Here is a 14493-nt window from a genome sequence, read left to right as displayed (position 1 = left end):
GGACCGAGCTTGCGCCGTTGAGTGCCACATGATCCCGCGCCGCGCTGGGGTTCGGACAGACGATCAGCATTCCGTTGGGCATCCGAGCCTTCCTGAAGTGATCGCCCACGCAAGGAATGGCTCGACATCCCCAGGGGCACTGGTCGCACGGGACAGTAGCGAAGTCCTAGAAGGATCCGGGCTGAGCGATGGGGTTGCGTTCTGCCCCAGCCGATCGGGGACGCGCGCAACCTCCCATATTTCCACGATCGTGCAATCTGGGGCAGGATCCGCTGGCTGTTTCGGTGAATTTACGCGAACGTTGACATTTCTTTCTAACTCCCGCACTGTCAGATGAATATCAACGATCGTAGCAATCATGTCCGGTTCGCGCCCTCTTGGAACTCCCGCCGATTTTGGTGCCGCCATCCGTGCCCGGCGGAAGGCGCTCGGCCTTCGGCAGTCCGACGTCGCGCTGCAAAGCGGGGTGACGCTTGCAACGGTCAGCGCGATCGAGAACGGCAAGGAGAATGCCCGCCTGGGACTGGTCCTGCAGATCTGCCGCGATCTCGGTCTGCAGCTCGAGGCCAAGGTCTGACCGTGGCGTCGCTGGACCTCGATGTCTTTCTCGAGGGAATGACCACCCCAGCCGGTCGCCTTGCCCGTGCCGAAGACGGTGCAATCTCCTTTCGATACTTGACCGACGGCTTGCCGCACCCGCTATCCTTGTCCTTGCCCGTGCGCGAAGAGCCTTACGGCGACAGTCTGTCACGTGGGTTCTTCTCAAACCTGCTCTTCGAGAACGCCCAACGCGAACAGGTGATGCAACGGCACGGGATCGACTTCTCGGACGTCGTGGGCCTCTTGGCCTATCTGGGCGCTGACTGCCCGGGATCGATCTCCTGCGTGCCGATCGGGCGCGGTCCTGCAAAGGTCCCGGGCAACCTCGAGGCCGACTATGAACCGCTCTCGGGCGACGATCTGCGCAGGATCATGCGCTCGCTGCGCGACTTCCGACGCGTTCCCGATGACACTGGTGATCCCTCACCGCTCGCCGGCGTGCAGGGCAAGATCGCCCTCGCGCAGCGCCCGGACGGAACCTTTGGCTTGCCGAAGGCGGGGCTCAATGTCCCCACCACACACATCCTGAAGGTTCCGCGCGCAGGCGAGATGACGACCGTCGAGCAGGAGCACCTCCTGATGGGGATCATGGCCAAGGTGCAGAAGCATCCCGTGGCAGCCACCGCGGTCATCGGTGAGGGTGACTTGCGTGGTCTCCTCGTTCAGCGGTTCGATCGCGTCGTGAACGGCGCGATCGTCAGCCGCCTGCACCAAGAGGATTTCGCCCAGGCGCTCGGTCTCGGGCCGCAGCTCAAATATGAGCGTAACGGGACAGGCAGCCGACGTTTCTGCGCCGAAACGATCCGGGCGGTTCTGGACCAGACTGCAGCACCTGGTCCGGCACGGCAGGCATTCGTAGAGATCACCCTGGCAAACCTGCTCCTGGGGAACACCGACAACCACGCCAAGAACCATGCGCTCCTTTATCGCGGAGCACGGCCAGACCTCGCGCCGGTCTACGACGTGGCTCCGGTCCTGATCGACGATCAGGTGCTTCACCATCTCTCGTTCAACATCGGCGCTGCAGCGATGACGGATGACATTACGGCTGACGACATGCGAACCTTCATCGTCGCTCTGGGCTTTCCCCGCGCCACGGGCACGTTGATGCAACGCCTCGGGAACATCAGTCAGGCGATGGTTGCCATGATCCCGGAAATGAACGGACCTACGCGGAAGCGGATCGGTGACGCCATCGCAGAACAGGCGCGATGGCTGGCCCCCACCGTGGGGGTCGATGTAAAGATTCCCGAGCGCGATCTGGTCGTCATCAACCGGCCGTGATGGTCACTACAAGCCCCTTTGAAGCGAAGGAACGCCGGTTGCAGTGACGGCCTATGGCGTGTTGACTACCGCTTCAACGCAGTTTCGACCCGCGCCAGTAACTCGCTCATGGGCAGCCCCAGACCAAGGCTCACCGCCCTGAGGATCGTAAGCGTCGGCTGTCGCTCCCCGGTTTCCAGGTAGCTGACGTACCGGGTGGAGATGTTCGCACGCTCGGCCAGCTTCTCCTGCGAGAGCTTTGCCTCGGCACGCGCGCGCACCAGCACTTGCGCGAAGGCTCCGACCAGCTCTGAATATACCCGCTCCATGCGGAAATTCGGTGCCGGAAGGATTGACAGACGGCCACGAACAGTTGTTCGTGACTCCTGTGGAAGTTCGCTTCCGACGCATCCTCAGGAAGGCTTACCGATTGAAAACGCTAAGTAAGTTACCGCTTACCTCTACCGACGCAAAGTCGGATCCCGCAATGCCCAAGGAGGGAGATGCCCTCGTCATCTGCCGGGCGGACGGCACGACCGATTTCCTCGTCTTGGGCACGGGACACATCGCGCTCAGTGCCAAACTCGCCAGCGGCGCGGACATGACCGACGCCGAGGTCGCCCAGCTTGATGCGGTCTTCAAGGCGATGGCCCTATTCATGGCTTCGAAGAACGAAGCCGTGATGGACGCCCTGACGGACATGGCGAACGCCCCCGGCGTGATCGACCCGGCCAACCTGCCGAAACTGAACTGAGTGGAGCCCTTCCTTGTCCTATGCCTCTTCGACAATCGGCACCATTATCGGCACCGTCAACCAGACCCATTTGCTACCGGCGATCCAGCGCCCCTTCGTCTGGGACGCGGGCCAGGTCATCGCGCTCTTCGACTCTCTGCTGAAAGGCTATCCGATCAGCAGCTTCATGTTCTGGGCCCTTGACGACGAGACCAAGGCAGAGGTGCGCTGCTACAAGTTCATCGAACACTACCGCCCGGACGTTCGTAACGAAGTGACCTCGGGCGAGGGGCGCAAAGTTGTCCTGGTGCTTGACGGCCAGCAGCGGCTCACTTCGCTCCTGATCGGGCTGCGCGGCACCTATACGGAAAAGGCCAAGGGTGCCCGCAAGGCCAATGCCTCGTCCTGGATCGCGAAGACGCTCTGGCTGGACCTCTTGAAGGATCCGACAGAAGTGGATGAGGAGGAGGAGAGCGACCTCGGGATCACCTATGGCCTGGCCTTCCACGAAAGAAAGCCCCCGAACACCGCCCGCCGCCACTGGTTCAAGCTTGGCGCGATGTTGGACCATGAAGGGCCGGAGCGTCTGGAGGCGCTGGTCGCAAAGGTGCTGGCGGAACTGTCCGAGAAGACCTCGACTCAAGAGCGCCAGTTGGCCGAGGCCAATCTACGGCGGCTGCACCGGGTGATCTGGCAGGACGAAGCGGTCAACTTCTACACGGAAACCGATCAGTCTCCCGACCGCGTCCTCGACATCTTCGTGCGCGCCAATGATGGCGGGACCAAGCTGTCCAAAGCGGACCTTCTGATGTCGATGATCACCTCCAAGTGGTCCTCGGGGACTGCCAGGGACGACATCTTCGGCTTCGTCGATCACATCAACAAGGGTATAGGCGCCGTCAACCGGATCACCAAGGACTTCGTCCTGAAGGCAAGCTTGGTGCTCTGTGATCTCGACGTGGCCTACAACGTCCGCAACTTCACGGCTGAAGCCATCGCAGACATCGAGGCAAATTGGCCGCGGATCAAACAGGCGATCGAGAACACCTTCCGACTGATCAACCGCCACGGTCTCGTTGCTGACAACCTCGGTTCGGTGAACGCGATCCTGCCGATCACCTACTACCTCTACAACACGCCCGACTTCGACTTCCGAGGGTCAAGCGAGTTCGAACGGATCAACGGCGCGTCGATGCATTTCTGGCTCCTGAACAGCCTTCTCGTCGGAGCTTTCTCGGGGACGTCGGACCAAACGATCTCAACTGCCCGGGCCGTCATCCGCGACCACGTTCGGCTGGCTCGCGAGCGCGACTTCCCGACCCAGAAGCTCTTCGATGCGATGGCGCGCAGCGGCCGAATCTCGCAGGTCGACGACCGGGTCATCGAGGAGATCCTAGACCTGCAATACGGCAAGCCCCGGACCTTCGTCGCCCTGTCGCTCCTCTATCACGACGTGGATTGGTCTGGTTCGACCTGGCACCTCGATCATATCGTCCCGCAGTCGGACGCCCAGAAAAGCGTCCTTCGTGGCCGGAACATCCCGGACTATCGGGTCGAGGAAATCACGGACGCAGTCAACCGGCTGGGGAACCTGCAGCTGCTTCGGTCCGACGAGAACATCGAGAAGAGCGACCTCCCCTTCCGTTCTTGGATCACCGGGCGCAGGCTGGATTTCCACGAGCAGCACATGATCCCGCAGCGCCTCGACCTTTGCGACGTCATGGCATTGCCGGAGTTCGTCAGGGAACGCGAGAAACTGATCCGCAAGCGGTTGGCGAAGGTGCTGGGTCGGGCGAAAAATGTCTGAGTCGACCTCGCCGCGTGCAACCCTCAAGCGCGCCTGCCTCGATCGACTGGAGGCCGTCGCGAGGGAACATCCAGCAGGCCACCAAGGCAAACTGGCCGCACGATACGTTCTGCAGACATCAAGCGGCGATCGCATCAGCATGATGTTCGAAAAGCATGACACCTCTGGAGCCTACCTCTGGGTAGAGCAACGCTTCACCTGTGCTGTTCTGGACGCCGGTATTGCTTGTAAGGCGTATCCGGCCATTGATCTTTACCAACCCGGCGGGGCTGGCACTAAGCCGATATATGGTCGACACGCGGCCTTGAAGGCGATGCGGGACCTTTCTAATGCGGATCTGGTGCGCTTCGAGATCGCAACTGTCGATGAGATGGAGCTGCTATTGCGCGGTCTGCTGCATGGCTGCTGATAAGGTCGCGCCGCGATGTCTGTGCGTCAGGTCCCATGGGGTCTTGGTGATTGCCCACCGCTGTGGCAGCACTTAAGGTCAGTTACGTATTCACGGTGGATTCATGACTTTATCGCTTGATGCCCTTCTCGAGACTTACCGGGTTTCTGCATCAACCGAGCGAGAAAAGGGCACCTACTACGAGCGGCTTTGCGCAGCGTTCTTGCAGCACGACCCTATTCAAGCGGAACAATAGGAGCAGGTCCGGACGTGGGCTGACTGGGCATCCGCTCACGGCTGGAACGGTAAGGACGTCGGGATTGACCTCGTTGCGAAGCTACGTGGCCACGACGGCTATGTCGCTATTCAGTGCAAATTCTACGCGGCCAAGCACAAGATCGCAAAGGCGGACATCGACTCCTTCTTGTCTGCGTCGTCCAAGGCACCTTTTTCGCGTCGGATCGTGATGGACTCGACGGAGACTGAGTGGTCGGAGAATGCTGAAGCCATGCTGATTGGTCAGACGATCCCGGAGCTGCGGATCGGTCTCGTCGACATGCGTGCCTCTCCGATCCAGTGGGCACACTTCGCCGCCAAGCAGGAAGTGGTCCTGGAGGCGAAGAAGGAGCTACGTCCGCACCAGGTCGATGCCTTGGATGCTGTCCGGTCTGGTCTGGCCCAACGTGATCGTGGCAAGATCATCATGGCCTGTGGCACGGGCAAGACCTTCACCGCCCTGAAGATCGCGGAAGACCTTTCGGGCGCGGACAGAACGGTCTTGTTCCTAGTCCCGTCGCTCGCCCTGATGGCGCAGACTGTGCGGGAGTGGACGAACGACACCAAGACGCCCCTGCGCTCCTTCGCGGTTTGCTCTGATACCCAAGTCGGCAAGCGTCGTGTCGCCAAAGATGACGTGGCCGAGATCAGCACGCTCGATCTGGCGTTCCCTGCTACGACGGACGCGGCCGCACTTGCGGCCGGCGTGGCCGACCCGGCACCAGGCAAGATGACGGTGATCTTCGCCACCTACCAGTCGATCCTGACCGTGTCTGACGCGCAGCTGAAGCACGGCATGGCACGCTTCGACCTAATCATCTGCGACGAAGCCCACCGCACCACCGGCGCCACCCTCGATGGGCAGGAAGAAAGCAATTTCGTCCGAGTGCACCGTGATGACGTGGTGAACGCCCGCAAGCGCCTCTACATGACCGCCACGCCGCGGATCTACGGCGACAGCGCCAAGTCGAAGGCCGGCGACCTGGGCGTCACCCTGGCGACGATGGATGACGAGACAATCTTCGGCCCCACGCTCTTCTACCGTGGCTTCGGCTGGGCCGTCCAAGAGGGCCTACTGACCGACTACAAGGTTATCGTGCTCACCATGGACGAAGGTCTCGTGGCGCGCTCCCTGCAGAGCCGCATGGCCGATCCGACGAGCGGGCTGGTTCTCGACGATGCCACACGCATCCTGGGCTGCTACAAGGCTCTCACGAAGATGGACATCCAGGCAGACCTGGGAGCCGACACGCAGCCCATGCGACGCGCGCTGGCTTTCTGTCGGGACATTGCGTCCTCCAAGCTGGTCCGCGACGAGTTCTCCGCAGTAGTCACCGAATACCTCGGCTCGACTGAGGTGCAGATGCGGGAAGGCGATCTCGCGCGCCACCAGCTGAACTGCGAGATCCACCACGTTGACGGCACCTTCAACGCCAAGACCCGTGGAGAGCTGCTGGACTGGCTCAAGGCCGAGACCGAGGATCAGACCTGCCGGATCCTTACCAACAGGTGCCTTTCCGAGGGCGTCGACGTGCCGGCCCTCGACGCGATCATGTTCCTGCACCCGAGGAAGTCCCAGATCGACGTCGTGCAGTCGGTCGGGCGGGTCATGCGCCGTGCGCCAGGCAAGCGCATGGGCTACGTCATCCTTCCCGTCGGGGTGCCTTCCGACAAGTCGCCAGAAGAGGCACTGAACGACAACGAGAAGTATCGCGTCGTCTGGCAACTCCTGAACGCCCTCCGCGCCCATGACGAGCGCTTCGACGCCACCATCAACCAGATGTCCCTGGGTCAGGACGTCTCGGACCGGATCGAGATCATTGGCCTCGACAGCAGAGAGCTGCAGTCGGTTACGGCCACAGTCGAGAATCTGCCCAGCAAGACCGCTGCCAAGCGGTCGGGCATCACCGGCTCCGGCCGTGACAACGCTGACGACGAAATCGTCTTGGAAGACACGCGCGAACCAGAACTGCCCAACATGGTCCTCGACGACTTCAGCCGTGCGATCATGGCGAAGATCGTCAAGAAGTGCGGGGACAGGGAATACTGGGACCGCTGGGCCTCCAGCCTCCGCGACATCGCGATGGCCCACATCACCCGGTTGGAGGCGATCCTTTCGGTCCCGGACAGCCCCGCACGGCAAGCCTTCGATGCCTTCCTGGCCGAGATCCGCGATGACCTGAACAGCGGCATCACCGAACAGGAAGCGGTGGAGATGCTGGCCCAGCACATCATCACCCGCCCCGTTTTCGACGCCCTCTTCGAAGGCCATACCTTCACGCAAGAGAACCCGGTCTCCCGCGCCATCCAGGGCGTGCTGGACGCGCTCGAAGGCGAGCACCTGGAGAAGGAGAGCCGCGACCTCGACGATTTCTATGCCAGCGTCCGCAACAAGGCGCGGGGCATCACCGACCCCGCCGCGAAGCAGGAGCTGATCCGCCAGCTCTACGACAACTTCTTCGGCGTCGCCTTCAAGGGCACCCGTGACAAGCTGGGCATCGTCTACACGCCGATCGAGATCGTCGACTTTATCATCCGCTCGGTCAACGACGTGCTCCAGGATGAGTTCGGCCAGACCCTCGGGTCAAAGGGCGTCCACATCATCGACCCATTTACCGGCACGGGCACCTTCATCACCCGGCTGCTCCAGTCCGGCCTGATCGCGCCCGAGGAGCTGGAGCACAAGTTCCGCCACGAGCTTCACGCGAACGAGATCGTGCTTCTGGCCTACTACATCGCCGCGATCAACATCGAGAGCGTCTACGAGGGCCTCTCGGGAGCCTACGCCCCCTTCAACGGCATCCTGCTGACCGATACCTTCGCGATGAGCGAGGGGCAGGACGAACTCGCCCTGGTCATGCCCGACAACTCTGAGCGCCGCCGACGCCAGCAGGAGCTCGACATTCGCGTCATCATGGGAAACCCGCCCTACGCCGTGTCGCAGCACATCGACTATCCGCATCTCGATGGCCGCATCGGCGAGACCTATGCCGCCCGGTCCACTGCGACCAACAAGAACGCTCTTTACGACAGCTACATCCGGGCCATCCGCTGGGGTTCAGATCGGCTGGGGGAGAGTGGGGTTCTGGCTTACGTCACCAACGGCGGCTGGGTCGATGCCAACACCGCCGACGGGATGCGCAAATCGCTCGTCGATGAGTTCGCTTCGATCCATGTATTTCACTTGCGCGGCAACGCGCGAACCTCCGGTGAGCAGCGCCGAAAGGAAAGTGGCAACATCTTCGGAGAGGGAAGTCGAGCACCTGTCGCCATCACCCTCTTCGTGAAGAACCCAAGTGCAGAAAAGCAGGGACAGGTCTTCTACCACGACATCGGCGACTATCTGGCCCGCGAAGACAAGCTGAAGATCGTCGCCGCTTTTCGCAGCATCAACGGCATCGGCGCGAAGCAAGGCTGGCAACAGGTCCTGCCCGACGATCACGGCGACTGGTTGAAACAGCGGGATGACAGCGTCACTGGTTTCATCAGCATTGGGGACAAGAAGGATAAGGCCACGCCAGTGCTCTTCGAGAACTACTCGGCTGGTCTAAAGACCCAGCGTGATGTGTGGTGCTTCAACTCGTCGAGAGAGCGCCTGGAGCAGTCGATCCGATACACGGTCGATTACTACAACGAGCAACTTGAAGCCTTCCGGATCGCACGCGCGGCTGATCCAACCAGGCCCGCAGACGAGTTCCTTAAGGAGAATCCCGGCGCAATCTCATGGTCGAGTGCACTCCAGAACGATCTCATTCGCCATAAGCCGCTAGCATATTCTGACGGGGAAATTGTGCCTGCGACTTACAGGCCGTTCTTTCGGCAGTGGCTATACTTCAGTCGTCGCCTGAACGAACGGGTCTATCAGATTCCAGCTATCTTCCCGGTCGCAACAGTTGCTAACCGAGCGATCTCTATGACTGCGGCGAGAGGCGTGGCAAACTTCACGGTGTGCATGGTTGATCGGTTGCCCGAGCATTGTGTCGCGTCAGTCGCTGCCGGCTCCCAATGCTTCCCTCTGACACTCTACGACCGCGCCGACACCGACGCCGAGGACGATCTGTTCTCGGTGGTCGAAGACGCCAAGCCCACCTTCCGCACCCGCCACGGTATCACCGACGCGGGCCTCGCTCACTTCCAGACGGCCTACCCGGGCGAGACGATCACCAAGGATGACATCTTCTACTACACCTACGGCCTCCTGCACTCCGAGGACTACCGCCGCCGCTTCGCCGACAACCTGACCAAGGAACTGCCCCGCATCCCCTGCGTGAAGCAGACAGCCGACTTCTGGGCCTTCGTCCAGGCCGGCCGCGCCCTGGGGGATCTCCACGTCGGCTACGAGACCGTGGAGCCCTACCCGGTGACCCTGAAACAGGGCGACCTGTCCCTCGCCTCCATCGACGATCCGGTGCGCTTCTTCAGGGTCGAGAAGATGGCCTTCGGCAAGGGCAAGGACCGCTCGGTCATCCACTACAACCCGAACATCACCCTGATCGACGTGCCGCTGGAAGCTTACGATTACGTCGTGAACGGCAAGCCCGCCATCAGCTGGGTGATGGAGCGCCAGGCCGTCAAGCAGGACACGGACAGCGGCATCATCAACGACGCGAACGACTACGCGAACGAAACCGTCGGCGACCCGCGCTACCCCTTCGACCTCCTCCGCCGCGTGATCACCGTCAGCCTGGAGACGATGAAGATCGTCAGGGCTCTACCTCCGTTGGAGATATGATATGACCATCGTTGACGAAGCTTTGATCAACTTGGCCAGGCAAAGGCTACTCGGCCGAGCAGAGGCACTCCGAGCAGTGACCCTCGGACCGACGGTAGAGAGGAACTTTCTGCTGCGCGAACTTCGGCAGGGAGAGGCAGACGCCGGCGTAACAACCTGGCTGTCGGGTGACATCTGGCCCTATCCGAAAGCACAACCGACGCTCTACGTGATCCGTCTGGCAGATGCCGCGATTGCAGGCCAACTGGTGAACGGTTTGCCGGCGCGAGCTGCACGGGACTTTGCTGCGCCCAAGGAAAACAAGGGCACCGAGGGTTCAGCAACGCTCTATGTGGGAAGCTCGGAGGATGTGAAGAAGCGACTGCGTGAGCACCTTTGGCAGGCCCACCCTCTGACCTACGCCTTGCATCTCGGTCGATGGTGCGTGGAAACCGAGGAAACCTTGTCAGTTAGCCTGCAACCGATCCTGAACGGCGGCGATCGCGAAGTCCGGCAGGAGCTTGAGGACACCGTCTGGCGCCAGTTGACGCCACGGCTTGGTAAACCTGGTGGACGCTGATGCGTTACTGCCGACGGATGATCTACTGCGCCATGGACGAAGCGATTTGGGGCTCAACGCAGTCTACCTCAAGTTGAAGCGCTCCTACACCATCCACTCGGTCAACGAGGACTATTTCTCCGAGGTCTGACCGGTGCGGTCCTTCTCAACTGCCGCACTACCCAGGTTGAAGGCTGGAAAGCGTGCGATGGCATCGCACCGTGCCTTGATCGTCACGTCGCCATAGTCATCAGCCGCCCGACGCCCCGCGTGGCCCTGAATAGCGTCGATTACTCGCTCAGAGATGCCAAGTTCGATCTCGACTGTCTTGAACCGATGCCGCCAGCCGTGACACGGCTGCAGGTCCTTCGGCACAAGTTTCTCTTCGTGGAGCCAGTCCCTCAGTCTGTTTGCCAGCTTCTGAGCGTGGATGCGGTTGCGCGACGGCTCGGGCGACATGTTGAAGATGGGCCCGTCGGCCAGCCCCTCGAAATAGTCCGAGAAACCGAGTTCGATGAGCTGGGGATGCAGTGGCACATCCCGATACTGCTTTGTCTTCACGGAGCCGGCGTCAGGAGTGATCCGTGCGATCCAGCTGCCCTGCTCGTGGCGCAGGTCTTCGCGGCGCAGCTGGGTTAGCTCGCCGATCCGAGCACCGGTAAATGCGCAGAGAAGAGGAACCCATCGCTTCGCTGCCGTGACCTTGATGTTCTCCAGAACTTTCCCCTGACTACTCAACTTAGGCTGATAAGTCAGTGCTGCCGTCAGCTGCATCAGAGCCTCCGGGTCGGTGTAACCCGCTTCCCTGGAGCGCACGGTCTTCGGGGCAACCTGACTCACGTCCTCGGCCGGGTTGATGTTCATTAGTTCACGCTTAACGGCCCAGCTGAACAGTGACCGGATCGTAGGCAAATAGACTTTCGCAATGGTCTTGACTGACAGCTTGGCCAGAAGGTGGTCATGCCAAGCATGAATGTCCTTCTTGGTCAGATCATTCGCGTTCGACGTCTTGGTGAAGTCGATCAGGCTCTTCACAGCAAGGACCTGCCTTCGGCCCCCATCCTGCATGGACCCTTCCTTCTGACGTTTTGCGACGTAAGCCTCCCAGAGTTCGAGCAAGTCTGCCGGCTCCACCTGCTCTTGGTCGTCCAGAGGCTGCAGCAAGGGATGTCTAGGTTTCCCTGCAAAGTCACCCTCGTCCCGTTCAACAACGCGCTCCAAGGCTTCGTATTCCGCGGCGCACAAGGCGACCGCGAGTCGACGCCAGTCCGTCGATCCGATTCTCACGTTGGTATCGCCCAGCACTCGAAAACCTGCGATGCGATGTCCGACCAGTTCATCGAGGTCGCTGTCGGTCAACTTGCCTGCGATTCCCTCCCGCAGACGAGCGGCATAGTCGGTATCGATCGTGGTGCTTGCCCAGGCAGTAGTCGTCTCTCTGAGAATTCTGTCCTGCTCCAGCCGGTCTGCGTAGGAACGAAGTGCGATCTGTTGAACGCTGAGGTTCTTATGCTTCGTCGCCTCCACTGCTGGTGCCGTCGACGCTCCAGGTGAGACGAGTGCGAGTTGACGCTGAAGAACCGCTACTGCCGCCGGCAACTGTTTCAAGGCAGCACGCCGTTCGCCACACAGCGGAGCGGTCAACTCCGAACGGCCGACAAACTGCCGAAGCGAAACGGGCATAGCGATGCGAGCATAGAAGCGACCATCCTTGACCTTAAGATGTCTAACTTGCCCCGCCATGTTCGACCTCATTCTGGCACGTGTTCTGGCACAGAAAACGGCACCAACCCCTTGAGTTCAAGGGGGTTCTTGCGCATCAAGACCTTAAGGGGTGGTTTGGTGAGAGGCTGGACAACGACCCAAGCGGGGCTCGTTACGGCTGCTTCCTTCCGGACCTGACCGGGTTGGCGAGGCGCCTGCCCGCGCCAACCTCTCACGCGTCATATAGGCGGGGCCTGCGGGATTCGCAAGGAAGGTCTCGGCCGACGTCCGGTTGCCGCGTCGGTCCCGTCGCATCCCCCGCGGGAACAGCGCCAGACCTGCACGGAATGCTCGACGAAGCGGGCCGGGGAATGCAATCCTGAGGTCCGTACCCGGGGGGAGACCAGGATGACACGATTGCAGCGCCTTGACTGGCCGGACCACGGGACGCCAGACCTGCCGCCCGCCTTTTCCCTGGCCGAGGCCGAGGAGCGGCTGACGTCGGTGCGGGCGGCGATGGCGGGGGCGGGCTATGCCGCGCTTGTCGTCTACGGCGACCGTGAGCATGCGGCGAACCTGCACTGGCTGACCGGGTTCGATCCGCGCTTCGAAGAAGCGGTGCTGGTCGTGACCGAGGGCGATGCCCTGCTGATCGCGGGGAACGAGTGCCTGGCCTACACAGTGGTTTCCCCGCTGGTCGCGGCGGGTCGGGTGCGGACCGGGCTGTGTGCCTCGCTGTCGTTGCCAAGCCAGCCAAGGGAGTCGCGGCGGTTGTGGCAGTGGCTGGAGGACGTGATTCCTGCGGACTCCAAGGTCGGTGCCGTGGGGTGGAAGTGGTATGGCTCGGACGAGCTGCCCCCGGGGCAGGACCCGGCTTTGGCGTTGGACATCCCGGCCTTTCTGGCCGACCCCCTGCGCCAGCGGGCCGGGCGGGTCGAGAATGCGACGGCCCTTTTCATGCACCCCGGCCACGGGCTTCGGGCGCGCGTGACGGTGGACGAGATCGCCCGGCTGGAGTTTTCGAACCACATGGCCGCCGCAGCCCTGAAGCGGATGGTCTTTGCCTTCCGCGAGGGGATGACGGATTTTGCCGCTGTCGAGGCCGCACGGATTGGAGGCCTGCCGCTTGGTTGCCACCTGACCTTCGCGATGGGAGAGACTCCGGGTCTGTCAGGTCCGGTGGGCGACCGCATCCGGCGTGGGGTACCTGCCAGCTTCAACATCGCGCATTGGGGGTCGAACATCTGCCGCGCAGGATGGATGGCGCAAGGGGCCGAGGACCTGCCCGCGACGGCGGCGAGCTATCTGGAGGAGTTCGTTTTCCCCTACACCCGCGCCATGTCCGACTGGTGCGGGATGATGCGACCGGGGGTGGCCGGGGGCGCGGTCTGGGCGATGATCCATGACCGCCTGCCCGCTGATTTTGGCATCACCCTGAACCCCGGCCATCTGATCGGGGTGGATGAATGGATGTCCTCGCCGATCATGCCAGAGTCGGGCATCCCCCTTGCCTCGGGCATGGCGATGCAGATGGACGTGATCCCGGCGCATCCCCGCTGGGGTTCGACCCGGATGGAGGACGGCTACGTGATCGCCGACGATGACCTGCGCGAGGATCTGGCGCGAAAGCATCCGAACCTGGCCCGGCGCTGCGCCTTGCGGGCCGAGTTCATGCAGCGGGTCATCGGGATGCAGGTGCCGGATACCCTGCTGCCGCTGGCCGATACCTGCGGGATCATCGCACCGTGGCTGCTGGACCCGGCGCAGGTCGTGGTGCTGTGACGCCGCGTTCCGGGTGACGTTCGGGTCCCGCTTCGCCATTCTGCCCCGCAAGGGAGACCACAATGACCGACTATCCGCATCTTCTGTCGCCGATCACTCTGGCCGGGGTGACGCTTAGGAACCGCAGCCTGATGGGCTCGATGCACACGGGGCTGGAGGAGACGGGCGACTGGGGCCGGGTCGCGGCCTTCTATGCAGCGCGGGCGCGGGGCGGGGCGGGGCTGATCGTGACCGGGGGCATGGCGCCGAACCGCGAGGGCGGGGTGTTTCCCGGAGCGGCTGGGCTGTACACCGATCAGGACATCACCAATCACCGCCGTGTGACCGACGCGGTCCATGCCGAGGGCGGCCATATCGCCATGCAGATCCTGCACGCGGGGCGCTATGCCTATGGCAAAGAATGTGTCGCTCCGTCCGCGATCAAGTCCCCGATCTCTCCGTTCCCCCCGCGTGAACTGGACGAAGAGGGGATCGAAAAGCAGATCGCCGACATCGCCACGGCAGCGGCGCGGGCCATCGAGGCAGGCTATGACGGTGTCGAGGTGATGGGGTCCGAGGGCTATTTCCTGAACCAGTTCCTTGTGACCCACACCAATCGGCGGTCGGATCGTTGGGGCGGGTCGTATGAGAACCGGATGCGCCTGCCGGTCGAGGTCGTGGCCAGGGTGCG

The 14493-nt window shown here is 62.1% G+C and carries 10 protein-coding genes, 1 other RNA gene and 2 pseudogenes; 10 read left to right on the top strand and 3 right to left on the bottom strand.

Going from position 1 to position 14493, the window contains the following annotated elements; genetic code table 11:
* Positions 1-358 precede the first annotated feature (358 nt).
* Positions 359-577: a type II toxin-antitoxin system Y4mF family antitoxin gene (locus U1E69_RS14720; protein ID WP_322245129.1), complete on the top strand. Its 219-nt coding sequence runs from the start codon at positions 359-361 to the stop codon at positions 575-577.
* Between the two features lie 2 nt (positions 578-579).
* Complete coding sequence (locus U1E69_RS14715) at positions 580-1884, top strand: HipA domain-containing protein (RefSeq protein WP_322245128.1); 1305 nt, start codon at positions 580-582, stop codon at positions 1882-1884.
* Between the two features lie 65 nt (positions 1885-1949).
* Here the strand turns inward: U1E69_RS14715 and U1E69_RS14710 are convergent, their stop codons facing one another.
* Positions 1950-2192, bottom strand: a complete 243-nt coding sequence (locus U1E69_RS14710; RefSeq protein ID WP_322245127.1) for a helix-turn-helix transcriptional regulator — start codon at positions 2190-2192, stop codon at positions 1950-1952.
* Between the two features lie 158 nt (positions 2193-2350).
* On the opposite strand from U1E69_RS14710, the gene U1E69_RS14705 reads away from it, so the two are divergent.
* The 6 genes and pseudogenes from U1E69_RS14705 to U1E69_RS14680 all read left to right on the top strand — a co-directional run bounded on the left by U1E69_RS14705 (position 2351) and on the right by U1E69_RS14680 (position 10358).
* The gene (locus U1E69_RS14705) at positions 2351-2617 is read left to right on the top strand and encodes a hypothetical protein (protein ID WP_322245126.1); all 267 of its coding nucleotides are present in this window, start codon (positions 2351-2353) and stop codon (positions 2615-2617) included.
* A gap of 13 nt (positions 2618-2630) precedes the next feature.
* On the top strand, positions 2631-4403 hold the full coding sequence (locus U1E69_RS14700; protein ID WP_322245125.1) for a DUF262 domain-containing protein: 1773 nt from the start codon (positions 2631-2633) through the stop codon (positions 4401-4403).
* Positions 4396-4812: a hypothetical protein gene (locus U1E69_RS14695; RefSeq protein WP_322245124.1), complete on the top strand. Its 417-nt coding sequence runs from the start codon at positions 4396-4398 to the stop codon at positions 4810-4812. The genes U1E69_RS14700 and U1E69_RS14695 overlap by 8 nt, the downstream gene beginning before the upstream one ends.
* 250 nt (positions 4813-5062) lie before the next feature.
* Positions 5063-6001 (top strand): annotated as a pseudogene (locus tag U1E69_RS14690) (DEAD/DEAH box helicase family protein); the annotation flags it as partial.
* A complete protein-coding gene (locus U1E69_RS14685) occupies positions 5996-9799 on the top strand; it encodes a type ISP restriction/modification enzyme (protein WP_322245233.1) in 3804 nt (1267 codons plus the stop codon). The pseudogene U1E69_RS14690 and the gene U1E69_RS14685, both read left to right, overlap by 6 nt.
* Before the next feature lies 1 nt (position 9800).
* Positions 9801-10358, top strand: coding sequence for a hypothetical protein (locus U1E69_RS14680; protein ID WP_322245123.1), 558 nt, complete (start codon positions 9801-9803; stop codon positions 10356-10358).
* A 111-nt stretch (positions 10359-10469) separates the two neighbouring features.
* On the opposite strand, the gene U1E69_RS14675 is transcribed toward U1E69_RS14680, so the two are convergent.
* On the bottom strand, positions 10470-12020 hold the full coding sequence (locus U1E69_RS14675) for a tyrosine-type recombinase/integrase (protein WP_322245122.1): 1551 nt from the start codon (positions 12018-12020) through the stop codon (positions 10470-10472).
* Positions 12021-12177: 157 nt separating this feature from the next.
* Positions 12178-12276, bottom strand: an RNA gene (gene ffs / locus U1E69_RS14670) — signal recognition particle sRNA small type.
* Positions 12277-12449: 173 nt separating this feature from the next.
* Here ffs and U1E69_RS14665 point away from each other — a divergent pair.
* Positions 12450-13823, top strand: a complete 1374-nt coding sequence (locus U1E69_RS14665; RefSeq protein ID WP_322245121.1) for a hypothetical protein — start codon at positions 12450-12452, stop codon at positions 13821-13823.
* A 62-nt stretch (positions 13824-13885) separates the two neighbouring features.
* A pseudogene (gene fadH, locus U1E69_RS14660) lies at positions 13886-14493 on the top strand (NADPH-dependent 2,4-dienoyl-CoA reductase); the annotation flags it as partial.

It is taken from the genome of Tabrizicola sp., assembly GCF_034366665.1.
Taxonomy (GTDB): domain Bacteria; phylum Pseudomonadota; class Alphaproteobacteria; order Rhodobacterales; family Rhodobacteraceae; genus Tabrizicola.
Note: the sequence above shows the minus strand (reverse complement) of the source record. Positions and strands in the feature narration are given on the sequence as shown.